Consider the following 25,135-nt stretch of genomic DNA (forward strand, 5'->3'; position numbering starts at 1 on the left):
AAGCAATGAAGCGAATTTCTATTCAGCTCGGATTTTATTTTTTAATTGTTACACTTTTAATCGAAAGTGTTCTATTTGTCTCGCTTTATTATAGCCTTGTCAACAATAGAGTAAATGAAGAAATGACAGCTTTATTAAAGCGCGGAAATAGTCACAGAGATGTCCTTGAAAAGTATTTTGATAAGCAAACAATCTCTCATGTTGCACTAATGGAATCCGAAGCCGAAACCACTGTTGTTATTACAAATGCAAATAAGGAAGTACTAGCTAAATCCAATGAAATAAATACTACTATAAAAAAGCATATTGAAAAGATGCAAACGCGGACAGATCATGACGGAGCAATTATAGAGAATCACTGGAAAACATCTAATTATATATGTACAGTTAGTCCAATTATAGTCGCAGGAAAAACAGAAGGCTATGTATATATGTTTCTTGGAACAGCATCAATAGAAGAAATGGTGAACGGGCTAACAAGACAATTTATTATTGCTGGAGTCATTACTTTTCTATTAACAGCCATCACCATCTTTCTATTATCACGGTTGTTAACAAAACCATTGTTACACATGAAACATGCCACTGAAAAACTGAGTAAAGGTGATTTATCCGTTTCGTTAACGACTACTCGAAATGATGAAATTGGTGAACTAGCATCGTCTATTCAAACGCTTGCTAATGATTTACATTATATGAAAACAGAGCGAAGTGAATTTCTAGCAAGTGTTGCTCATGAATTACGAACACCGTTAACATATATAAGGGGTTATGCGGATATAGCATTAAAAGAAAGCACATCGCCTGAACAACGTTTACGATATTTATCTATTATAAAAGATGAGTCTGATTACATTACAAACTTAGTTCAAGATTTATTTTCACTTGCACAAATGGAACAACATAACTTTTCTATTCAAGTAAAGGAAGTACATTTACACACCTTCCTGACTCGCATATCCGAAAAAGTAAACGCCATGTATAAAGAAAGATACATTACAGTTTCTTTCTCCTGTCCTCCTACACTGCTAGTAAACTTAGATGAACAACGATTCGAACAAGTTGTGGTGAACATTTTGAATAACGCTTATAGACATTCAAAAGAACATTCTCAAATTCATATTTCTGTTATAGAAGAAAATAAACGTATCTCCATTACAATGGAAGATGAAGGCGAAGGTATTCCGTTTGAAGACCTCCCTCACATTTTTGACCGCTTTTATCGAGTGGATAAAGCTAGATCACGAGCTACAGGCGGAACTGGCTTAGGTCTCTCTATCGTGAAAGAAATTGTAGAACTACACGGCGGGAATATTACTGTAACGAGTGAAGTCGATCACGGATCTTGCTTTATCATTTCATTACCATCTGTAAAGAAACACGACTACCATCAGTAGTCGTGTTTCTTTATCATTTTACTGTATAATATAAATTTACAAATTGCCCAAAACGTTTCGTATCCGTTAAAGTTAAATTAATTTCGGGATTCTTATCTTGAAATAACGGAACTCCAGAACCTAATATATGCGGTGTAATTGTAACAACATATTCATCAATTAAATTATTCTTAAAGAACTCTCTCAGTAGACTCCCTCCACCGACCATCCATATTTTAGATCCTTCTTGCTCTTTCAACCTTTTCGTAAACTCCACTACATCTTCATTTACAAACTCCACATGTTCGTTTGAACCTTTTTCTGAGTTAGAGAAAACATAACATTTTTTATCTACATACGGGAATGTGTCCATATGCTCTACTACATAATCGTACGTTCTTTTCCCCATAATTATTGTATCAATCGTTTCATACATTTCTGTATAACCGTTATCTCCCTCTCCTTCCGTTTCCATTAACCACTCTAAATCATCATTTTCTTTCGCAATATATCCATCTAAGCTCGCTGCAATAAATAAAACAATTTCACGTGACATATCTTTTCCTCCTTGCATCTCATCTTGATAATCATCTTGATAACATATGATGTAAACAATATACTAACAATAAAACATGACAATTTATGTCATGTTAAAAAGAAAAAAGGTGATACATTTGTCAAAAGCTAAACGCTTATTAGATATTCTTATATTTGCTTCTGCCAAAAAGACATTTACAGCGCAAGAAATAGCTGATGAATTTAATATCTCCGTTCGTACTGTCCATAGATACATTTTAGATTTAAGTGATATGGGGTTGCCCATTTACGCAGAACAAGGTCGTAACGGCGGCTATAAAGTATTAACGAATAGAGTCATTCCACCTATCTTATTTACGGAAGAAGAAGCAGTCTCCATCTTTTTTGCTTTTCAATCTTTAAGTTACTATCGCGACTTGCCTTTTAACACAGAAATCAATTCCGTTACACATAAACTGTATAGCTCCCTACAACATGATGCGAAAACGAAAGTTGATAAAATACGTTCTTATATTGCTTTTTGGAATCCGAAGAGAACGATTGATACACCTCTTTTAAATGAAGTACTAACTGCGGCTATTAAAAATAAAAATTTACACTTTCAATACGAATCTAAATCGGGGATAAAAACAAAGCATGTTCATCCTATCGGTGTATATGCTCATGACGGGCTATGGTACTTACCATCCTATGACTTCAGTAAAAAAAAAGTATTACTGTATCGCGTTGATCGTATTCTTTCTATATTATCAACGGAAGAAAATGAAGATACATTCATGAATTTAGAAGAGTGGTTTGCCTCTAACTCTAACGTAATACATAGTCCTACTCAGTTACATGTTTTACTAACAACAGAAGGTGTACGCCAATGTAAAAGCGTGCCTTACCTTGAAGAATTCGTTGTAGTAAACGGGGACGGGACAGGATATATACATTCAACAATTGATAAAGGTGAAATAAATTTTATTATCCCTTTATTTTATAGACTTGGGAAAGATGCACGAGTTTTAGAACCGAAAGAATTGATAGATGGTTTACGTATACGTGCGAAAGAAATTTTACATATGTATGAAGACGAAAAAAGCTGCTAGATGTAAGCAGCTTTTTAGTCTCTTTGTTACTATTGACGAATATCAATCCACCAACGATATTCCGCATTCATATTTTCAGTGCCACCATTCCCTCTGTAATGGAAAGCATCCAAAAAGATTGAATCTAGTTTATCCTCATCTACAAAATAACCTAAGTTAACCTTCACCGTTTGTCCAGGTCGGATACTGCCAATATTATAAAAGCTTTTTCCGTCTCCGTGAGGTTCCAAGTAATCAACTTCACCCGTCATAATACGCGTTGCGTCCATTCCTTCTTCTTTAGCGTAGTTCCATGCATTCCCTTCAAATTTAAGCTGTTTTATAGATGGATGCATATAGATTTCTTCTGTCGACTTTTTACCAATATTTTTCACTGTTGTTGTTAAATAGACAAATTTAACATTAACTAATTTGGAATCTACTAATGTATCAATTGACTCTTTACCATTCCCTAATTTATATTCATCTCGTCTGTACGATAGTAATTTTCCCGTCTGATCTAAAGCCTTATTCTTGCTTAATATCTCTAGGCCAAGTTCATTAAAGTTCTCTTGTTTAAAATCTTTGATTGAATCAAAGACTTCAACTTTTTCTATCACATATTCAATTTGGCTGTTATCCATAGATATCGTTACTGGAACCTTTTGTCCTATATGAAATAGTCGTTTACTATCTTTTTTCAATGGAATCACCTTATTTTCTTTCGGTTCAGCTGCTTTGGTAAAGCGATTTTCATCATAATCTGCTATATATGATGCCTTTCCTTTTGACGTAGGCTCAAGTGAAATACTCCCTAACACATCTATCATTTGTTCTTCGTTTACATCGGATCCAATATAACTTTCTAACATAATCCCTTCTTTCTCAAAAAAGAGAAAGACCTTTCTGTCAAACATTACGTTGTTGTTTCCAGTTTCTTTATGAACAATTACTGCTTTCCTGCCATTTATCTCTTTTTCTTCATAACTTTTTGAATATAAAGTTTGAAAATCCGCATTTTCTCCCACTCTCGAAAGAGCGAATGAAAATCCCCCCATTGCGTAGTTATCTTTAAATGAATATTTCATAGCACTATCATCAATTGCTTCCATATTTTCTGGCAATTTACCAACCTTCAACTTATACCACTTATTACTCTTTTGCGAGTCCTTATTTGTTACTGAAACATTTACTTCGTAATTTTGTTTTTGGACAATCATATTATAAACTTTCACTGCACCAAAAACGGTTGTCGGCATACCAATCAATAAGCAAGCAGCAGCAATTAACATACGATGTTTTTTACGCTTTTTCTGTGGCTTCTCGTCTTTCAGCTTCATTTCTTCCATAAACAATTTCTTTTTGCGCGTATATGTATGTGAAAATTCATGTTGTTCTTCGAGTTTATCAAAATCATCTAAAGCAATTTTTTCAGCAAGTTCATATATTTCTTTGGAGTTCTTTGAATTCGTCATGTTGTATACCTCCTATCATATTTTGGACTCTTTTTCGAGCACGCTCAAACTGCTTGCGGACATTAGCCTCCGTTATTCCCATGACGCTTGAAATTTCTTGATACGTTAAGTTATAGAAGACTTTATACTTAAACACCTGTCTATTAGACTCATTTAACTCTTTTAACAATGCATCAATTTGAACCTCGGACATTACACGTTTTTCCCACTCTTCAATATTTTCATCTACTGCTTCTGCTGATTCTCTTTCATATTCTTCTAAAAATGTTTCATGTCGTCTATTTTTCCGGTAGCTATCAATCGCCTTGTTTTTCGCAACCCTCAAAATGTATCGTTTAAGCTCTTCAGTACTCAAGCTATGGAGCTTTTCCAAGTTCTTATAAAGATTAATAAACGTCTCTTGAACTGCATCTTCAGCCTGTTGAATATTATTTAAAATAGAATACGCTACATAATAAATCTTTTGTTCATACAACTCATATAGCTCTTCCATCTTTTCATAATCGTTGTTTGTAACTTTCATATAATTCCTCCTCTCACTCTATATAACGAATGAACCATATACTTTGTGACACTACAAAATCTATTTATAAATAAAATTTAATAATAAAATAAACAAAAGCCCAATTTCTCTATTTTAACTGAGAAACTGGGCTTTTTAATATTAGAATTTTCCTGACTGCTACGCCTTTTCAGTAAGCAGCATATGCTCTATCGCTTCTGTTAACAAATTCTGTGTCTCTTCCAATTTATGATTCTGCTTTTCTCCCGGTTGTACCATATAAAACTCAGCAAATGAGCGCTCTTTATATCTTGGTACGACATGCATATGGTAATGTGTTAACTCGTTAAATACTCCACCATTTTGACAAACTGTAACTCCATCTGGTTTATATAATGCCTTAATCGCTTTTGCAATAAGCTTAGAAGCATCCATAATGGATTTTGCTACAACATCATCTAATTCATCTACTTCTACAACATGCTGTTTTGGCACAATTAAAGTATGTCCTGGATAGAAAGGTGCATGATCTAAAAAGCATGTTACATACTCATCTTCGTATACTCTATAAATTTTTTCCTCTTCGTTTGCTAATTTACATCCTAAACATTCCATCATACTTTCCCCTCTCTCTAAAACAGAAAAACGTGAGAGCCGTATTCTCACGTTTTTCTGTTTTACTTTATCCCGCATTAACGGGCAGTAAGATCCCTATCTCAAAATTCTGCTGTAAAGCAAAGAAGTGAAATAGGAGATCAACTGCCCGTAAAAGCCCGATTGGTTCAACTAGTAATCAGTGGGGATAAACACTCCCACTGATTACAGTTTCACTTTATTAATTCAATCGTTTCCGTAACTTTTATACTATCCTTTACAGACTGAACAATTGTGCAATTTTTCACTGCAAGCTGCAGCGCCTTGTCCAACTGCTCCTCTGTAATGTTTTGTGCTTTAATTTTATAATGCAAATGAACACTTTCAACCGGTTTTGATAATGCTTCACTTCTACCAATTTCCGTTTCAATTGTAAACGTATCGTATGGAATACGTTTCTTTTCTAAAATTGTTCGAAAGACAATTGCACTACATCCTGCGATTGAAGAAATGAGTAATTGTAACGGTGAATACCCGTTTTCTTTTCCAATCGCTAATTGACCATACGATAAATCTGCCTCAATATCATCTTGTTTGATGGTTAGTTTCATTTGTTGTCTCCACCTTCATCGGTTTCTGCCGTTTCTTATTTATATAATAATATATATAGCAGAAAATGATAAATGGAATACCACAATATAACGCCATTCTTTGTTCTGGAATAAACGCTAAACTAATAACGACGATACTATTTGTAATTAAAGCTAAAATAGGAACAATTGGATATAACGGTGTTCTATATTTTAAGTCCTCTAACTTTCCTCCGCCTTTTATATACTGACTTCTAAAGCGCAATTGCGACAGGGCAATAATGATCCAACTTGAAACAGCTGATAAACCAGCTATAGATAATAAGTACATGTATACTGTATCTTCTGCAAGGAAACTTGTTAATAAAGATAAAGCAGCTACAGCAATTGTTACAACTAGTGCTGTAATTGGAATACCACGCTTATTTACTTTCTGGAAAGACTTTGGTGCCATTCCTTCATTTGCAAGTGACCATAGTATACGAGTTGCCGCATATAATCCTGAATTCGCTACAGATAGTAACGCTGTAATAATAACGAAGTTCATAATATCAGCTGCATATGGAATACCGATTTTATCAAATACAACTACGAACGGACTTTCAATTACGCCAGCTTCTTTCCAAGAAATTAATCCTACTAAAATCGTCATTGTTAAAATGAAGAATAACATAATGCGCCATACTGTATTACGGATTGCACGTGGAATTGTTTTTTCTGGATTTTCACTTTCTCCCGCTGCAATCCCGATTAACTCTGTTCCTTGGAACGAGAAGTTAACTGTAATCATCGTAAGTAATACGGCAGCTAGTCCATTCGGGAATAATCCACCTTCGCTTACAAAGTTAGAGAAAAGAGGTGCTGCTTCTTTTCCGTCATATGATATAAACCCTAGTAACGCACTACCACCAAGAACAACAAAGGCAAGAATGGTAACTACTTTAATACTAGAAAACCAAAATTCTAATTCAGCATAACTTTTCGCCGAAATTGCGTTTGAAGCATATAAAATAACGCCGAATACAAGACACCATACCCAAACATCAACATTCGGAAACCATCTTTTCATCATTAAACCGATTGACGTTAATTCTAATCCTACTGTTACTGCCCAGCCAAGCCAATATAGCCAGCCGATCATAAAGCCCGTTCCTGGTCCAATAAACTTCGTCGCATACTTTTGGAAAGAACCTGAAACTGGCATCGCTGCCGTTAACTCTCCAAGACAAAGCATTGTTAAATACATAATAAATCCGCCTACTAAATATGAAAGGATGGCTCCCCCTGGTCCAGCCTGATTAATGGTGTAACCAGAACCTAAGAAAAAACCAGTTCCGATTACACCACCTAGTGCGATCATAAATAAATGTCTACTCTTCATCGTACGATGTAATTTCTCATTCGTTGGTTGCTGCATCTAAATCCTCCCCCTACCAATACCCCTATATCTTGTTAAAATTTTCTGATAATAAAAATATACACGAAAGCGATTACATTTTCTATATAAAATTAAAACTTTTCTGATAAAATAATATAAAAAATCGAATTATTGCAAGATTTAGATTCTATTTAGAGGAAAATAAGGAGAAACAAGGAAAAAACCCTTACATATATTGTAAGAGTCAACGGAGTTCTAACCTTCTCGATAAAATTGATAAACTATAATTTACGATAAAATATATACAAGCTACTACTATAAACGTTGGAATCGTATAATTCACATTTTGTCCGCTAATAATTTGAGCATTATGCATAAGCTCTGGCAGTGATATAACGACTGCTAGCGATGTATCTTTCAGCAATGAAATAAACTGACTGACAAGCGGCGGGACCATTCTTCTTAATGCTTGTGGCAAAATAATATGCCAAAGTGCTTGAACATACGTTAATCCTGAAGATCTTGCGGCCTCAATCTGTCCTTTTTCAATAGATAATAGGCCACTTCGAACAATTTCAGATATCATTGCTGCTTCAAATATTGTTAAAGCAACAATTACAGCTGTTATAATTTCTAATTTCAATCCTGCTTCTGGAAGTGCAAAATACGTGAAAAATATAATTAAAAGTAGGGGTAAGTTTCGAATCACTTCAACGACAATTCCTAATATTTGTGAGACGACAGGGATTTTCATGTAGCGCAATATTCCTATTACGCTACCAATAATAAAACTAAGTATAATTGCTACGAGCGCTACCTCTAACGTTATAAGTAGTCCTTTTAATAAAAACAGGATATGATCTCCTGTAATTGCTCCCTTAAAATCCATTTACACCGCCTCCTTTGCTAAGCGTTTTTCTAAATAACGCACTAGCATACTGAGCGGAATTGTTAATATTAAATAAAACATCCCGACAAATATATAGACGTCGAACGTAACAAATGTCTTCGTTGAAATTAAATCTCCTTGATACATTAAATCCGTACCAGCGATAATTCCGAGTATGGAAGAGTTTTTTACTAAATTGAGAAATTGATTTCCTAAAGGAGGGATTACAATTTTCATCGCTTGAGGTAAAACAACATGGTACATTGCTTGCGTATAAGTCAATCCTGAGGAACGTGCTGCCTCCATTTGGCCTTTCGCAACTGATAAAATACCAGCGCGAATGACTTCAGCTATAAACGCTGCAGTATATACGGTAAGCGTAGCTGTTCCTGCTACAAAACCATTTAAAGTAATTCCTACTACAGGTAAAGCGAAATAGAATATAAATGCAATTAATACGAGCGGAATATTTCTTACAAATTCTACAATAGCAGCTCCCAACCAATTTAAAATGCGAATCGGTGCAATACGCATTACCGCCAAAATTACTCCTAAAATAAAGCTTCCTATTAATGCAAGTACACTAGACATAACTGTATACTTAAAGCCTTCTAAATACATATCAATGTTATTCGTTAATATAGAAAAATCAGGCACATATTCTCCCCTCTTTCTTTACAAGAAGAGGATGAGTACTCTCATCCTCTCACTTTTACTATTTATCACTTTACTTCTCTGGTTTCTGCCCAATCCATTTCTCATATAATTTGTCATACTCTCCGCTTGCTTTCATGTCTTTAATTAAATTATTAATCTCTTTCGTTAAATCATCTGCACCTTTTTGCACTGCAATTCCGTACGGCTCATCCGTGAAAATTTTCCCGACAACTTCATAATTCGAATCTTGTTTTGCCATACCGTAAAGAATTGCATTATCTGTCGTTAACACATCACCTTTTCCTGCTTTTAACGCTGTAAACGCCTCACTGTAATTTTCAAATTCTAATACAGTCGCTTCCGGTGATTTTTGGCGAATGTTATTTGTCGATGTTGAACCTTTTACTGCTAACACTTTTACGCCCTTTTTCACATCAGCAATACTTTTAATATCGCTCCCTTTTTTCACGAGTAACGATTGCCCTGCTTTAAAATATACATCTGAAAAATCGACTTCTTTTTTACGTTCTTCTGTAATTGTCATTGTTGCAATAATTGCATCAATGTCACCATTTTTCAGGAGTGGAATACGCGTTTTAGATGTTACCTCTTTCAACTCTAGTTTCTTTTCATCCCCAAGAATCTTTTTCGCAAGCGCCTTTGCAACATCAACATCAAATCCTTCTACCTGCCCTGTCGAAGGATTTTTCAATCCAAATAAGTTCGTATCATTCTTCACCCCAACTACTAACTTCCCTCGCTTCTTAATTTGTTCAACAGCACCGCCTTGCTTCGTGTTCGTTTCTTTTGCCTCATCTTTTTTACTTCCGCATCCAGCAACGACAAGTACGAATAGACATGAAAATACGATTAACGTAAACAACTTTTTCATTTTAAGCATAAAACTCCTCCTTTAATGGTTTAACACTCGGCTTAAAAATAGACGCGCTCTTTCTTGTTCAGGACTTGCAAAAAATTGCGCCGGTGTTGTATCCTCAATGATTTTTCCATCATCCATAAATAAAATCCGATCGGCTACCTCCCGCGCGAATCCCATCTCATGCGTGACAACAACCATCGTCATCCCTTCTTTAGCTAGCGTTTTCATAACATCAAGTACTTCCCCGATCATCTCCGGATCAAGAGCAGACGTAGGCTCATCGAATAGCATAATTTCCGGCTGCATCGCGAGCCCCCTAGCAATCGCTACCCTTTGCTGTTGTCCTCCGGATAATTGATGTGGATATACACTGGCCTTCTCCGGGATTCCTACTTTCTCTAAATAAAACATCGCCGTTTTCTCAGCTTCCTCTTTTGAAATTTTATTTACTTTAATAGGTGCTAGTGTAATATTTTGCAGAACCGTTTTATGTGGATATAAATAAAAATGTTGAAAGACCATTCCGATATTTCGGCGTAATTCATTCATATCTGTTTTTGCATTGTGTACCTCTGTATTTTGTACAATTAACTCTCCCTCTGTAATTGACTCTAGCTGGTTTATACACCGAAGCAACGTGCTTTTTCCTGATCCTGAAGGCCCAACAACTACTACCACTTCACCTTTTTTCACTTGCACATTAATATCTTTTAATACTTGAAAATTGCCATAATATTTATTTACATTACGAAACTCTATCAACATACTCACCCCTTCCCCTAACAAAGCATGTACATTCTTTTTATATTCAAAAATAGGCAAAAAAATAACTTCCAGCCTCATTTTGTCCATAAAAAAAGCAAAGGCATTTTCCCTTTGCTTTTTCATTTCTATTTTATTAAGATACTTCTTCTTTCTTATCTTTTCCGTATTCATGTTCCCAGAAATCAGCATTTTTAATGCCTAATGGCCCTGGATTAAATACTGGATCTTTTCCTTCTTTCTTCTGCTTTTCATAATCCTTTAATGCAACTAATGCAGGTTTTTGTAACAATAAAATCGCAATGATATTTACCCATGCCATAATCCCTACACCGATATCACCTAAAGCCCAAGCCGTTGCTGCTGTTTTGATACAACCGTAGAATACAGCTCCTAAAAATAAAAACTTTAGTACCATAGACAGCCAAGGGCGGTCTTTATCACGATTTAAGTACGCGATATTCGTTTCTGCAATGTAGTAATACGCCATAATTGTTGTAAATGCAAAGAATAGTAACGAGATTGCAACGAAACCGTTTCCAAATCCAGGGAAAACAGATTCTACTGCTGCCTGTGTATATCCCGGTCCTGGCTGTGCACCATTTAATTTATTTACGATAAAGTTTTTTCCGCTTGCATCAAATACGTTATACATGCCTGTAATAATCATCATAAATGCTGTTGCTGAACAAACAAATAATGTATCAATGTAAACGGAAAATGCTTGCACTAAACCTTGCTTAGCTGGATGTGATACTTCAGCTGCTGCAGCTGCATGTGGTCCAGTTCCTTGCCCTGCTTCATTAGAATAAATACCACGTTTTACTCCCCAAGAAATTGCTAAACCGATAATACCACCAAATGCTGCTTCTAATGCAAACGCACTTCTTATAATTAACATAAATGCTTCTGGCAATTTTTCAATATTCATAGCGACAATAACACAAGCTACTAAAATATATCCAATAGCCATAAACGGTACGACAACTTGCGCTACGTTAACAATTCTCTTTACTCCACCGAAGATGATAAGAGCTAATACAACAACTAATAAAGCCCCTGATAATGTAGTGTTAATTCCAAAAGCTGTCTCTAAACTTACAGCAATACTATTTGCTTGCACGCCTGGTAATAAAAGCCCAGTTGCAAGAATTGTCGCTGCAACAAATACTAATGCATACCATTTAACCCCTAAACCTTTTTCAATGTAATAAGCAGGTCCACCGCGAAACTGTCCTTGATGCTTTGTCTTATAGATTTGCGCGAGTGTTGATTCTACATAAGCTGATCCTGCTCCTAAAAAGGCTACTGCCCACATCCAAAATACAGCCCCTGGTCCACCGAAGGCAACCGCTGTAGCTACCCCAGCGATATTCCCTGTCCCAACGCGCCCTGATAACGAAAGTGCTAACGCTTGGAATGAAGAAACACCAGCCTCTGATTTTTCTCCTTTAAATGTCAGCTTCACCATTTCTCCTACGTGCCTTACTTGTAAAAACCTCGTTCGAATAGAAAAATATAAACCTGCTCCTAAACATAAATAAACAAGTGCTGGACTCCAAACAATATTATTTAACCAATTTACGAAAGCTTCCAATATTCCCCCTCCTTTTTATCAAGAATATTCAGAATATATAAAAATTATAAGTGTATACCGAATCTATGACAATATTATTTTAATAAAACAAACATATTTTTGTATAAAAAAACAAAGTATATATTTGCTTTATATACTTTGTTTTGAACAGAATGTATTATATATTCACAATTGCTTCTTTTTTTATAATTCTTTCGTATAGCTCTTCTGATAACTTTCGGAAATTATCTGGCATATCTTTCCCTTTAAACTTCTTTTGGATCGTGCCATATAAACCTATATCGCGTAAACGTAAAAATAACGGTAACGATTCATACCAACTATCCGCTAGCTTATGTTCATATTCGTATCCTTTTCTTAACACTTGTAATTGTTTACGAGCAAAATCTGTCTTCTCTTCCGCTGTCCACGGTGTAAATAGAACAGAGTAATAAAGAACCATCGCTAAATCATGTATAAAGTAATTATAAGCCGCATCATCAAAATCAAAGATTGTTAGCTCTTTACCATCATAATGAAAATTGCCTGGATGAATATCCCCATGCATAAGGCCGAACGTTTCTCTTTCAATTGGAAGGGCCTTTATCTCATCCATTAATACCGCAGCGATCTTTTTCACTTGATCATTTTCTAATTCATTAACAATCCCACTCTCATCTTCTTCCCACGTATCACGGTAGTCTGTTTTAGGATAATCCATTGTAAGGCGATGCAGTTGTCCAATCGCTTTTCCCCATGCTTCAAAGTAAGCGTCTCCCCAATAAGGCGATTCCGCTCCTTTTACTTGCTCACCTTTTGCATATGTAAATAAAGAAGCGAAAAAGAAAGTTTCATCCTCTGCTCTGATGTCTTCTACAAGATTTTGAGATGCTGAATAAAGGGGGCCTGCTACCTTTGCCCCATTCTCCGCAACATATCGTAAAAAATCTAGTTCAGCCTCTACCTCTTGTTTAGAGCGATGAGAAGAATGTGTTAAACGTAATACGTAATCTTCATCATTATCACCCTTCGCCTTAAAAATATAATTCTCAAAATCTCCAAGCGGCTTTTCGTCCACTGTTACATGAAACAAACTCGCTGCTCTTTTTAAAATCTCTTTCGTAAAAATACGTTCTACAGCTATTTCCATATGTATCCCTCCTATATATCTTCTTAATTCGACATAAATGTTAAAAGTACTGCTATGAAATTGAATAATGCGTGGGCAATCATAGCCGATAAAATAGAATTTGTTTTCTCATATAACCCAAGCATAAATTTCTCACAAAAAGCAAAAATTAACAGAAGTAACTTTATCTAAAAGAGGTGGAAATTATGACAGAGCAAAAAGAACAACAAGAGAGTACGGATCAAAAGCATATGTTTCCATCACTTCCGGAAAACATTAATTATATCGAAAATAAGCTCTGTCATTCAGACGATATAAAAAAATTAGATCTTCCTTTCCAAAACGGCAAAGGAACAATCTTATATATCGAATCTTTAGCAGACCCAAATTTGATTCACCAATTAGCTCTTGAGCCTTTATTAACTCGGTCGGATTTGTCTTTAGATAAAGCTTTTGCCACATTAAGTATGAAGAAAGAAACAAATTTAAATTACGGTGTGCAACTTTTATTACAAGGCAAATCATTATATTTTCATGAACAAGTCGACAGTTTTTGTATTTTCGAAACAGCTTTATCTTTAAAGAGAGATATAGCAGAGCCTGATAATGAAGGCATTGTACGTGGACCACATACTGGTTTTGTAGAAGATTTAGCAACCAATTTAGCTTCCATTCGTAAACTTATAAAAAGTCCAAACGTCGTCGTTAAATATTTCACACTTGGTGAAGAAATGCATACGAAAGTGGCAATTGCTTATATGCAAAATATAGCGAATGACGATTTAGTTACAGAAGTAAAAAGAAGGTTAGAAACGATTAAGACAGATGCACTTATGCCTCCAGGATATATACAAGAATTTATAGAGGATACGTCTTTCTCACCATTTCCGCAGCAATTAAATACAGAGCGTCCAGATAGGACCGCTGCAAATTTAATGGAAGGACGAGTTGCTATTTTATCTGATGGAGATCCAACAGCGCTTATCGTTCCTGTTACGTTATTTGCTTTCTATCAATCACCAGATGATTACAATAACCGCTGGATTGTCGGTTCTTTCGTCCGAATGATTCGCTTAGTGAGTTTTTTGATTGCTTTTCTCTTACCAGCTATATATATCGCAACCGTAGCCTTTCATCCTGATGTATTGCCACTCGAACTTGTGTATACAATTAAAGCTTCATTAGAGAAAGTACCACTTCCTCCTATTTTTGAAGCTCTCTTAATGGAACTAATTTTCGAATTATTACGGGAAGCTGGTATTCGCTTGCCGAGCCGAGTTGGACAAACAATCGGTATTGTAGGCGGTTTAGTAATTGGGGATGCAATTGTAAAAGCTGGACTTGTTTCTTATACGATGATCATCGTTGTAGCTTTAACTGCTATCTCATCTTTTCTCGTTCCATCAAACGATATGAGTTCAGCAGTTCGGATTCTTCGATTTCCATTAATGCTCCTTGCTGCCCTATTCGGATATGTAGGAATATCATTCGGTCTCATTATAACTTTCGTTCACCTATGTCAGCTTCATTCTTTTCATACACCATATCTTTCTCCTGTTGCCCCAATGCGGATTAAAGATATGAAAGATTCTTTTGTAAGACTACCAATTTGGTCATTTTGGGAACGACCACATGATCCAAAACCGAAAAAAATGCAGCGCCAACATGTAACGAGAGAGGATGAGGACGGTGACAAACACGCAAAGTAAAATTTCGCTAGTTCAATTTACCTTTTTCGTTATTCAATGCCAAATTGGAGTGGGTATACTTTCCCTGCCTAACCGTCTTCATCCAATAGCAAAAGGTGGTGGATGGATTTCCGCGCTCATCGCCGGGCTTGCGATTCAGCTTATTATTTTACTTATGTGGCTTTTCTTAAAACGATTCCCTGATGCAGATATGTATGAAAGTGTTTGTATGCTATTTGGTAATAAGTTTGGAAAACTATTAGGTTTTGCTTATGTTTTTTACTTTACTCTTATTGGTATGACGGTTATGTTGAATGCTTGTAATGTCATTAAAGTATGGATTTTACAAGCTACTCCTTGGTCTGCCATTCTGATGCTATTTACAATAGCTTGTTGTTATGTAGCTTATAACACTTTTAAAGTCATCGTACGATTTTATGTCATGGCCTCTATCCTCATTATTCCAATGGCCCTTTTAATTGCCCTAGGGCTTTCCCGAGCTGATTTCTCTTATATTTTTCCCATTACAGAAGCCGGCTGGTGGAATATAATTCAAGCATCCAAGGAAACAATTACAGCCATGTATGGTTTTGAAATTATTCTTATCGCTTTTCCAAAAGTAAATGGCAGTTCTGTCGCAAAACTAAAGGCAATTTCTATCGCGAATGGATTTGTAACCCTTTTTTATACTTTTACTGTTTGGATTTGCTTTATCGTATTTAGCCCAAAGCAAATTGAGCTTATTCCAGAACCAGTTGCTTACTTATTACGCTCCTTACATATCGGGATTATAGACCGAACTGATTTACTATTCATACCAATTTGGATGATAACCGTTGTAGCTTCTATCGCTAGTTATTACTGCGCTGCTTCTATAGGAATTGGACATATATTCAATCTTGGTAATCATAAAAAGGCTGTCCCAATCGTTGGTATTATTGCTTTTAGTGTAGCCCTATTTATCGATACACCTGAAGAATTAAAAGTGATTGCAACTTTCACAGATAAGTTCACCTATATTTTCATCGTTGTCCTCCCTCTTTTATTTCTACTTTATTCAGTAATAAGAAATAAGAAAGGAGAACAGTATGTCCAAAAAAAGAGTTAAATTACTTTTTGTATTATGTACTAGTGTATTCCTTGCTGGCTGTTGGGATCAAGAACCATTAAGGGAAGCAAGGTTAGCTTATAGTATTGGATCTGATATTACGGAAGAGAATCAACTCCAGCAAACAATTGAGCTCGTAAAAAGTTCAAGCGGCGAACAATCTTCATTCGAGAATGAAATACATTCAGCAACAGGGCATAACATAAGGGATACAAGCGATGCCCTAAAAAAAAATGTGACTGGGAATATTCGCTATTTTAAATATGGTGTTCAATTACTAGGAACCAAAATTTTTAAAAAAGGGGTACTACCCTATTTAGATGCCAGCTTTCGGGACCCAACAAATCCAACTGCTTTAGTAAAGCTTATTGCAGTAGATGGTGAAACATCGGAGATACTAGAAAAAAAGAAAGTAGGAAATTTACTAATTGGAGATTTTCTAAAGAAAAAAGTGAAAAGCTTAGAAGATATGAGTGTATTTCCAAAAGAAACTTTAGAAACAGCTGCTACAAAAATGTTAGATCCCGGTAAGGACTTTCCCCTCCCTTCTATAAAAATAAAAGGAAAAGAAGTAATTACAAACGGATTAGCTTTATTTAACAATGATAAATTAACTGGGCATTTACCTTTGAAACAATCTGTTTTATTCGTATTATTAACCGGAAAAATGGGAACAAGTGCCCGTATAACTCAAAAACTTACTAGCGATGAATCCGAGAAGACATCTGACTATTTAACAATGGAAGTGAGTAATCGGAAATTAAAACGAGATTTAAAAATAACAACAGATAAAAAAGGCAATGTTTATGCTCATATTAAGCTTCAGTTAAAAGTTATAGCCCTTGAAGCTCCAAGAGATAACCTTTATAAAATGGATGAAAGAAAAAAGCTAAATAAAGAATTATCAAAGCAACTTACAAAAGAAGCGAAAAAAATAACAAATAAACTACAAAAGGCAAATTGTGATGCTTTCGGAATTGGTAGACATCTTATTGCTTATCATCCTGACTTATGGAAGAAAAAAAAGTGGAATAAAGATTATTCAAAAGTAAAATTCAAACCAGAGGTAGAAGTAAATATTTTATACAGCGGTGTCTTAAAATAAAAGATTGTATGCCTTGCGGGCATACAATCTTTTATTTCGTATATCGATAGACAATTGATTCGTATGGTCTTAAGTTAAGTTTTGTAATATCCTTGCTGGAATCTTTATAATTCGACAGTAGTACTTCTTGTTTCATTCCATCTAATTGAACATGAGCTGGTACAGAATACGTTATTTCTTCTCCATAGAAATTATTTATAACAAGTAGCACTTCACTTTCTGTAGTACGAGTATATGCCCAAATTTTAGGATCATTTTCATCCAAAATAGCATATTCTCCTTCTGTAATTACATCATACGTTTTTCGAAGTTCAATTAACTTTTTATAATAATAAAATACGGACTCTTTATCTTCTAATGCCTTCTCTACGTTTATTTCTTTAAAGTTTTCAGCCACCGAAATCCAAGGTGTACTTGTTGTAAAGCCACTGTTCATCTCTTCATTCCACTGCATTGGAGTACGGGAGTTGTCACGAGATTTTTGTTTTAAGATCCCGATAATCTCTTCTTTTGATAATCCTTCTTCCAGCTTTATATCGTATATATTTAACGATTCTACATCGCGATATTGCTCAATAGACTCGAATTTAGGGTTCGTCATACCGATTTCTTCCCCTTGATAAATATAAGGTGTGCCCTGCAACATATGCATAGCTGTCGCTAACATTTTCGCAGATTCATTTCGGTACTCTCTATCATCACCGAAGCGTGACACAATACGAGGCTGGTCATGATTACACCAGAATAACGCATTCCATCCCCCGCCCTTTTGCATTTCAATTTGCCAATTAGACATAATCTCTTTTAATTTAATAAAATCAAAATCAGCCTTCGTCCACTTATCACCATTCGGATAATCAACTTTTAAATGATGGAAACTAAACGTCATACTTAATTCATTACGCTCAGGGTTTGAATATTTAATACAATTATCAATTGTCGTAGATGACATTTCTCCAACTGTAATTACCTCTTTCCCTTCAAAAACATTTCGGTTCATTTCTTGTAAATATTCATGCACACGCGGGCCATCTGTATAATATTTACGTCCATCGCTTGTCGCTGTACTTCCGTCATCATTTAAGAATTGTTGATCTTTTGAAATTAAATTAATAACATCTAATCGGAATCCAGTTACCCCTTTATCGAGCCAAAAGCGCATCATATCATATACTTCTTCACGAAGTTTTTCATTTTCCCAGTTTAAATCTGCTTGTGTCTCATCAAATAGATGTAAATAATATTGCTCTGTCTTCTCATCATATTTCCAAGCAGATCCACCAAACTTAGATTGCCAATTATTTTTTTCATCACGCCAAATGTAATAATCTCGATATGGACTATTTTTATCTTCCTTCGCTTCCTTAAACCACTTATGCTCCGTCGAACTATGATTTACAACGATATCAAGCATAATTTCAATATTACGTGCTTTTGCTTCTTCTAAAAGCTCTTCAAACTCTTCCATCGTTCCGTAAGATGGATCAATACGGTAGTAATCACTTACATCGTATCCATTATCATTTTGTGGCGATTGGTATATCGGTGTTAACCAAATATAATCTACTCCGAGTTCTTTTAAATAATCTAGTTTCTCTGTAACCCCTTTTATATCACCGGTTTCTTTATTGTAATAGCTATTAAAGCTCTTCGGATAAATTTGATAAACTACACTTTTATGCCAATCCTTCATGTTTAACTTCCTCCTACTTCTGTTTTACTCGTTTGGCAAATAACCACGTTAACGTAAATGGGATTACAACTGCGATAATCATTCCGACAATAAACATGGGAATCGATTTCGGAATGATAGAAATAAATGCTGGTAATCCGCCAATTCCGATAGCCGGTGCTAATACACCATTTAACGTAATAAATATTGCTGCCACAGCCGATCCTATAATTGCTGCATAGAATGGGAATTTATTTCGTAAGTTTACACCAAACATAGCAGGCTCTGTGATACCGAAATATGCCGAGATTGCTGATGTAGATGCCATACTTTTATCATTTTGATTTTTAGAAATCCAGAACATCGCAAGTGCCGCACTACCTTGCGCAATGTTAGAGAGAGCAATCATTGGCCAAATGAATGTACCTCCGTGTTGTGCAATTAATTGTAAGTCAATAGCAATAAACATATGATGCATACCTGTAATTACAAGCGGTGCATATAATGCTCCAAACAATACTGCTCCAACTACTGGTACTGTTTCATATACACCTACTAATCCAGCTGTTAATAAATCTCCAATATGACGTGTAACTGGACCAATAATCCCTAATGCTAACACACCTGTTACGACAATCGTTGTAATTGGTACAACTAACAATTGAATTGCATTTGGTACATGTTTCTTTAAGAAGATTTCCACTTTACTTAATACAAATGCAGCTACTAAAACCGGCAAGATTTGACCTTGATACCCTACTTTTTCAATTTGAAATAATCCTAAAATATCGAAGTACTCAATCTTTTGTCCATCTAAACCAGTCGCTGCTTTTCCGTAATCCCACGCGTTTAATAAGGCTGGATGCACAAGCATTAATCCCATAACAATCCCTAATATCGGACTACCACCAAAACGTTTTGTTGCTGACCAACCGACAAGTGCTGGTAAGAATACGAATGCTGTATTCGCCATCATATTAATTAAATCCCAAAGCCCACTTAAGTTTGGATACACATCTAATAAATTTTTACCTTCAAAAAATAAGTCCTTCGCCCCTAATAGATTGTTAATTCCCATTAATAAACCAGCTGTTACGATTGCTGGTAATATCGGCATAAATACATCTGAAAATACTTTTACAAACTTTTGAGCTGGATTTAACTTTTGGTTTCCAGAATCTTTTACATCAGCTACTGTCGCTTCCTTCATACCTGCAAGCGTTATCAATTCAGCATATACTCGATCAACATCTCCTGGACCGATTACAATTTGAAATACCCCAGCGTTATGAAACGCTCCCTTCACTAATGAAACAGACTGCAATTTATCGTTATCTATTTTACTTTCATCCTTTAAAGCGATACGGAGTCTCGTTACACAGTGCGCAGCTTGTTCAATATTGTCTTTCCCGCCAATATACTGCAACACTTCCTCTGCTGTTTTACGATAGTCTTTCCCCATATTCCCGTCCCTCTTTTCTTTTTTTGATACCGTTTACAATTACATATTAACTCGTATATATAAGTTAGTCAACACTCGTATATACGAGTTTGTCATTTTTTTATAAAAAAAGAGATGAAACATTACGTTCCATCCCCTTATTTTCTCCGCGCCACATCCGAAAAATGAAAAATATCTAAGCGGTGGCGGGATTCTGTATATTCGAACTGACTTCCATCATACAAATGCGTAAAGTTTTTCACGACAACAACATAATCTGTTCCATTTAAATCTAAATACTTTCTATCGTCCTCTGTACATGGTTGCACTTCAATTACTCTCTGTGAGTAACTAATATGAAGACCTAGTTCTTTCTCAATATATTTATAAATGGACCCCGCTGCAATTTCACTCGTTAATCCAGGAATATATTCCGATACAAAATGATTAATATCCAAAATTACTTTTTCTCCATCAATATTTCGTACGCGTTTAATATAATCTATTTCTGTTTTCTCTTTCACATTTAATAGCTTTGCAACCTCTTTTGTCGCTTTTACTTTCTCCATTTCCACGACTTCTGTAATACAATGGCGTCCTAAACGTTCATTTTCTTCTTGGAAACTTACAATACCACCAAAGTTGAATTCAATGTTTTTTCGCTTTAAAACAAAAACACCTTTTCCGTGTATTTTTTGAACATATCCACGTTCTTGTAATAAATCTACAGCTTTTCTTACAGTACCGCGGCTCGCTTCATATTGCTTCATTAATTCAGTTTCTGATGGGATTTTGCATCCCTCTTTTAATTGCCTATTATCAATAGAATTACTGATTTCTGTATAAATTTGTTCATACTTACTCATCATCTACAATAGCCCCTTGTCACCTTCTAGTTCTATATGTATTATACCATGCTACACTCTTCTGCCAATCTCTCACTTATTTTCCAGTATAGGAAAAATAAAGGTAAATATTTAATCTCTAAAACGTATTTTTATAAAAATTTTTATATTTTTCTTTTCATTCAAAAAAACATGTAGTATACTAACTTCAAAATCAGAGGAGAAAGGGAGCAAAGAACTATGCTTACTTATACAACAATTGTAGTTACATTTGCACAAAAACATCATCATCATACGTAACCCTTGAAACCTAGCGGAAAAATTACGCGTAGGTACAAGGGTTATTCCCGTTGTACCTACGTTAGGCGAAGAGCCATGTAGGTATTTTTTATCTACATGGCTCTTTTTTTATTGCCAAAAAGCTAGTAAAAAATGATGTTTAAGCAAATCTTACTACAAAGGAGTTAACAAAAATGGAAACGAAAAAATGGGGATTATGGGTTTTAACAGCTTTTGTTATCGGGAATATGGTTGGCGGTGGCGTATTTATGCTCCCAGCAAATTTAGCACAAGTATCAGGTCCAATGGGTTCTACACTTGCATGGAGTATTACAGGACTTGGCGTATTTATGATTGCACTCGTATTTGGAAATTTAGCAATCCGAAAACCAGAATTAAAAGCGGGGCCACAAAGCTATGCTCAAGCGATGTTCCCTTCAAAAAAAGCGGGTAAAGTTGCAGGCTATAGTATGGCATGGGGATATTGGGCTGCGAACTGGGCTGCAACAGCATCTGTTATTATTTCCTTTGCTGGATATTTATCAACATTCTTTCCAGTTTTACAAAGTAAGCAAATTCTCTTTTCAACGAACGGATTTTCACTAGAACTTGGAAAAGGATTAACGTTCCTCGTATGTAGCCTTATGTTATGGGGAATTCAATATATTCTTTCTCAAAATATTGATCGTGCTGGAAATATGAATCTTCTTGCTACTATTGCAAAAATTATTGGATTTACAATGTTTATTGTAATCACATTATTCATTTTCAATGCCTCTAATTTCGGAGACGGGCAAACATTTATGAATGAAGCAGGACAATCCATTTCTTTAGGTGGACAAATCAATTCAGCTGCTATTGCAACACTTTGGGCGTTCATCGGTATTGAATCGGCTGTCATGCTTTCTAATCGTGCAAAATCTCAGCGCGATGTAAAAAAAGCTACCATTTTTGGATTAATTATCGCTCTTCTTATTTACATGTCAATTACTCTACTTACAATGGGCGCTCTCCCGCAAGATGCTTTAAAAGAGTCTCAAAAACCATTAGTAGACGCATTAAATTTAGCAATTGGCAATAAAGGTGCCTATATCATGGCTCTACTTGCACTTGTATCTTTATTTGGATCTACAGTGGGCTGGATTGTTGTTAGTTCAGAAGTACCTTACCAGGCTGCAAAGAACGGACTTTTTCCTAAGCTGTTCGCAAAAACAAATAAAAAAGGGAGTCCTTCAAAATCATTATTGATTACAAATGTGATGACGCAAATTTTCTTATTTTCAACGATTTCTGGTACCGTATCAGAAGCTTATAATTTCGCTATCGTTGTAGCAACATTAGCTTATTTAATTCCATACCTTGTTTCTACGCTGTACCAATTCAAATTAGTTATTACAGGAGAAACGTATGATATAATGCCTGGCTCTCGAATAAAGGACGGCATCATTACTACATTAGCATTCATATATTCTATTTGGGTTATCAAAACGGGAACTGCTGATTTAAAAACGTTCTTCTTAGGAATCGGATTGTTCGTATTAGGTCTTATTCTCTATCCAATACTAATGAAAAACTCACAAAAATGAATTAAAAAAGAGAAGCTACGCTTCTCTTTTTTATATGAAATCTGTAGTTAATTTTTCTTTTAACTCTCCTACAGATAAAGGTTTCGCATAATAAAATCCTTGCACATAATCACAACCCATAGATTGTAATAAACTTTCTTGCTCTACTGTCTCTACCCCTTCAGCAACTACTGCTAAATGTAAGCTATGGGCAATTTCAATAACAGATTTTACAATCGTTCGCTCTGGCTGTGCATGATCATAATGAAATTCACGAATAAAATTACGATCAATTTTTACTATATCCAGCGGTAATTGTTTTAAATAATATAAGGAAGAATAACCCGTTCCGAAATCATCTAAAGCAATTAAAATACCCATATTTCTTAATTCTTGTAATGTAGCAATAATATAATCAAAATGACGAACAGCAATGCTTTCCGTTATTTCTAAAATTAAACGATTCGGAGGAAATCCAGTTCTCTTTAAAATGCTACGTACAGACAAAATAAAACGTTTCTGCATTAATTGTTGGATAGATAAATTCACAGATAACTTTAATCCTTCTTGATAATTTGGTAATGTTTTAAATAAGCGACATGACTTTTCTAATACCCAATCTCCTAATTTTATAATAAGTCCTGATTCTTCAGCTATAGGGATAAATTCACTTGGGGAAATAGGCCCTTCTTCTGTCGTACAACGTACTAAAGCCTCGATACCAGTATATTTCTTCGTTTTCAAATCAATAATAGGCTGCAACGCCACATCTAACTCTTCATCACGAATTGCCTTTTGCAAAGCAAATTCAATTTTCATTCTACGATTTATTTTCGCACGTAACTCATCTGTAAAGAAACACGCTGCATTTCTTCCCTGTTCTTTCGCACTATACATAGCTAAATCTGAATTCTTCAATAGAGTTTCTACATCTTGTCCATCTTGCGGATATGAGCACAGTCCTAGACTAGCTGAAATGTATACTTCATGACCTTCAAGTATAAATGGCGCCTGAAAGCATGACAACACAGATGTCGCTAGCTGCCTCATCTCATCTTGTGTATGATTTTTTGTTAACAACACAAATTCGTCGCCACCCAGCCTAGCCAGAACATCTTTCTCTCCTAGCACATAATGCAACCGTGAAGCAACTTCGCTTAAAAGTAAATCTCCTATCATATGACCTAGCGTATCGTTTACTAATTTAAAACGATCCAAATCAAAATAAATCATACCAAACTCTCTTTTATCTGCAATTAATTCGTTAACAGTCGTTATTAATTGTAAACGGTTCGGTAAACTCGTTAAAGCATCATGATACGCAAGCTCCCTATAACGACTTTCGCTTAACCGTAACCTCTGTTCTGCTTCTTTCCTACTACTAATATCATTTCGAATCGCAATAAATTGATATGGCTCTCCTTTTTCATTTAAAAATGGAACAATTGTTGTTTTAACCCAATAATATGTACCATCTTTTGCTTGATTTCGAATCTCACCTCTCCATACTTTTCCGCTCAAAATACGCTTCCATAGCATTTGAAAAAATGTTTTCGGGTGATATCCTGAATTTAAAATACGATGATCTTTTCCTATTAACTCTTCTCTTGTATATTTGGAGATTTCACAAAACTTATCATTTACATATGTAATAAGACCCTTTCGGTCTGTAATCGCAACAATTGAAGACTCATCTAATGCTAACTTTAAATCTCGCAATGAAGATTCATATAATGCATGACCTCTTTGTTCTAGCATGCGCATCTCTCCTTGCTTCCTATCTGACTAAAACATAACTTGTTTCTTTTTATAGAAATAGAGATATTTCATTTCCTAATAATCGTCCTTTACATACATCACGTTTTGAAATATGCCGATTAAAATAACATAATATTATTTGTAATAAAAAGCAATATAATACCTTTTCAATTATACGTAGCAGTTTCTTATAGCTAACTCTATACAACTCTTCAAGAACATATATATAAAGTGAAACTTTAATCAGTGGGGAGTGTTG

General features: G+C 35.2%; 22 protein-coding genes and 1 pseudogene. 6 read left to right on the forward strand and 17 right to left on the reverse strand.

Annotation, left to right across the window (positions count from 1 at the left end; all coding sequences use genetic code 11):
* Positions 1 to 5 precede the first annotated feature (5 nt).
* On the forward strand, positions 6 to 1,397 hold the full coding sequence (locus tag QCI73_RS24260) for a sensor histidine kinase (protein ID WP_327923626.1): 1,392 nt from the start codon (positions 6 to 8) through the stop codon (positions 1,395 to 1,397).
* A 13-nt stretch (positions 1,398 to 1,410) separates the two neighbouring features.
* Here the strand turns inward: QCI73_RS24260 and QCI73_RS24265 are convergent, their stop codons facing one another.
* Positions 1,411 to 1,932 (reverse strand): dihydrofolate reductase family protein, encoded by a 522-nt coding sequence (locus QCI73_RS24265; protein ID WP_353823918.1) that lies wholly within the window; start codon positions 1,930 to 1,932, stop codon positions 1,411 to 1,413.
* Positions 1,933 to 2,008: 76 nt separating this feature from the next.
* Between QCI73_RS24265 and QCI73_RS24270 the strand changes: the two genes are divergently transcribed.
* Positions 2,009 to 3,004 (forward strand): helix-turn-helix transcriptional regulator, encoded by a 996-nt coding sequence (locus QCI73_RS24270; protein ID WP_353823919.1) that lies wholly within the window; start codon positions 2,009 to 2,011, stop codon positions 3,002 to 3,004.
* 29 nt (positions 3,005 to 3,033) lie between these two features.
* Here QCI73_RS24270 and QCI73_RS24275 read toward each other — a convergent pair whose 3' ends face one another.
* The 12 genes and pseudogenes from QCI73_RS24275 to QCI73_RS30880 all read right to left on the reverse strand — a co-directional run.
* Complete coding sequence (locus tag QCI73_RS24275) at positions 3,034 to 4,458, reverse strand: DUF4367 domain-containing protein (RefSeq protein WP_353823920.1); 1,425 nt, start codon at positions 4,456 to 4,458, stop codon at positions 3,034 to 3,036.
* Positions 4,424 to 4,981: an RNA polymerase sigma factor gene (locus QCI73_RS24280; protein ID WP_327923632.1), complete on the reverse strand. Its 558-nt coding sequence runs from the start codon at positions 4,979 to 4,981 to the stop codon at positions 4,424 to 4,426. The genes QCI73_RS24275 and QCI73_RS24280 overlap by 35 nt, the downstream gene beginning before the upstream one ends.
* A 159-nt stretch (positions 4,982 to 5,140) precedes the next feature.
* Entirely contained in the window at positions 5,141 to 5,626 is a 486-nt protein-coding gene (locus QCI73_RS24285) for an HIT family protein (protein WP_157441014.1), read from the reverse strand.
* A 161-nt stretch (positions 5,627 to 5,787) separates the two neighbouring features.
* Positions 5,788 to 6,165: an OsmC family protein gene (locus tag QCI73_RS24290; protein ID WP_044791368.1), complete on the reverse strand. Its 378-nt coding sequence runs from the start codon at positions 6,163 to 6,165 to the stop codon at positions 5,788 to 5,790.
* Positions 6,140 to 7,561 (reverse strand): amino acid permease, encoded by a 1,422-nt coding sequence (locus QCI73_RS24295; protein WP_353823921.1) that lies wholly within the window; start codon positions 7,559 to 7,561, stop codon positions 6,140 to 6,142. The genes QCI73_RS24290 and QCI73_RS24295 overlap by 26 nt, the downstream gene beginning before the upstream one ends.
* A 205-nt stretch (positions 7,562 to 7,766) precedes the next feature.
* Positions 7,767 to 8,411, reverse strand: a complete 645-nt coding sequence (locus tag QCI73_RS24300; RefSeq protein ID WP_327923634.1) for an amino acid ABC transporter permease — start codon at positions 8,409 to 8,411, stop codon at positions 7,767 to 7,769.
* Positions 8,412 to 9,068, reverse strand: coding sequence for an amino acid ABC transporter permease (locus tag QCI73_RS24305; protein ID WP_262725071.1), 657 nt, complete (start codon positions 9,066 to 9,068; stop codon positions 8,412 to 8,414). It abuts the gene before it with no gap.
* Positions 9,069 to 9,138: 70 nt separating this feature from the next.
* Positions 9,139 to 9,969 carry a glutamine ABC transporter substrate-binding protein GlnH gene (gene glnH, locus QCI73_RS24310; protein WP_327923636.1) on the reverse strand — a complete coding sequence of 277 codons (831 nt, stop codon included), beginning with the start codon at positions 9,967 to 9,969 and terminating at the stop codon, positions 9,139 to 9,141.
* A gap of 12 nt (positions 9,970 to 9,981) precedes the next feature.
* On the reverse strand, positions 9,982 to 10,710 hold the full coding sequence (locus tag QCI73_RS24315) for an amino acid ABC transporter ATP-binding protein (protein WP_171484669.1): 729 nt from the start codon (positions 10,708 to 10,710) through the stop codon (positions 9,982 to 9,984).
* A 136-nt stretch (positions 10,711 to 10,846) separates the two neighbouring features.
* A complete protein-coding gene (locus QCI73_RS24320) occupies positions 10,847 to 12,307 on the reverse strand; it encodes an alanine/glycine:cation symporter family protein (protein WP_353823922.1) in 1,461 nt (486 codons plus the stop codon).
* 157 nt (positions 12,308 to 12,464) lie between these two features.
* Complete coding sequence (locus QCI73_RS24325) at positions 12,465 to 13,436, reverse strand: phosphotransferase enzyme family protein (protein WP_327923640.1); 972 nt, start codon at positions 13,434 to 13,436, stop codon at positions 12,465 to 12,467.
* A 23-nt stretch (positions 13,437 to 13,459) separates the two neighbouring features.
* A pseudogene (locus QCI73_RS30880) lies at positions 13,460 to 13,552 on the reverse strand (CPBP family intramembrane glutamate endopeptidase); the annotation flags it as partial.
* A 69-nt stretch (positions 13,553 to 13,621) separates the two neighbouring features.
* Here QCI73_RS30880 and gerKA point away from each other — a divergent pair.
* From gerKA to gerKC, 3 genes are read left to right on the forward strand one after another with little or no spacing between them, the layout of a single operon-like run.
* Positions 13,622 to 15,124 (forward strand): spore germination protein GerKA, encoded by a 1,503-nt coding sequence (gene gerKA / locus QCI73_RS24335; RefSeq protein WP_327923642.1) that lies wholly within the window; start codon positions 13,622 to 13,624, stop codon positions 15,122 to 15,124.
* Positions 15,105 to 16,211 (forward strand): GerAB/ArcD/ProY family transporter, encoded by a 1,107-nt coding sequence (locus tag QCI73_RS24340; RefSeq protein WP_000185776.1) that lies wholly within the window; start codon positions 15,105 to 15,107, stop codon positions 16,209 to 16,211. Before gerKA ends, QCI73_RS24340 begins: the two co-directional genes overlap by 20 nt.
* Positions 16,192 to 17,316, forward strand: coding sequence for a spore germination protein GerKC (gene gerKC / locus QCI73_RS24345; protein WP_353823923.1), 1,125 nt, complete (start codon positions 16,192 to 16,194; stop codon positions 17,314 to 17,316). The genes QCI73_RS24340 and gerKC overlap by 20 nt, the downstream gene beginning before the upstream one ends.
* Before the next feature lie 31 nt (positions 17,317 to 17,347).
* Here the strand turns inward: gerKC and treC are convergent, their stop codons facing one another.
* The 3 genes from treC to treR all read right to left on the reverse strand — a co-directional run bounded on the left by treC (position 17,348) and on the right by treR (position 21,298).
* Positions 17,348 to 19,009, reverse strand: coding sequence for an alpha,alpha-phosphotrehalase (treC, locus tag QCI73_RS24350; protein ID WP_327923643.1), 1,662 nt, complete (start codon positions 19,007 to 19,009; stop codon positions 17,348 to 17,350).
* A 13-nt stretch (positions 19,010 to 19,022) separates the two neighbouring features.
* Positions 19,023 to 20,450, reverse strand: a complete 1,428-nt coding sequence (gene treP, locus QCI73_RS24355; protein WP_000513952.1) for a PTS system trehalose-specific EIIBC component — start codon at positions 20,448 to 20,450, stop codon at positions 19,023 to 19,025.
* Between the two features lie 137 nt (positions 20,451 to 20,587).
* On the reverse strand, positions 20,588 to 21,298 hold the full coding sequence (gene treR / locus QCI73_RS24360; protein WP_353823924.1) for a trehalose operon repressor: 711 nt from the start codon (positions 21,296 to 21,298) through the stop codon (positions 20,588 to 20,590).
* A gap of 449 nt (positions 21,299 to 21,747) precedes the next feature.
* On the opposite strand from treR, the gene QCI73_RS24365 reads away from it, so the two are divergent.
* Positions 21,748 to 23,139, forward strand: a complete 1,392-nt coding sequence (locus tag QCI73_RS24365; protein ID WP_353823925.1) for an amino acid permease — start codon at positions 21,748 to 21,750, stop codon at positions 23,137 to 23,139.
* Between the two features lie 30 nt (positions 23,140 to 23,169).
* Here the strand turns inward: QCI73_RS24365 and QCI73_RS24370 are convergent, their stop codons facing one another.
* On the reverse strand, positions 23,170 to 24,876 hold the full coding sequence (locus tag QCI73_RS24370; RefSeq protein WP_327923646.1) for a putative bifunctional diguanylate cyclase/phosphodiesterase: 1,707 nt from the start codon (positions 24,874 to 24,876) through the stop codon (positions 23,170 to 23,172).
* Positions 24,877 to 25,135 lie beyond the last annotated feature (259 nt).

It is taken from the genome of Bacillus cereus group sp. MG16, assembly GCF_040459875.1.
Lineage (GTDB): Bacteria > Bacillota > Bacilli > Bacillales > Bacillaceae_G > Bacillus_A > Bacillus_A paranthracis.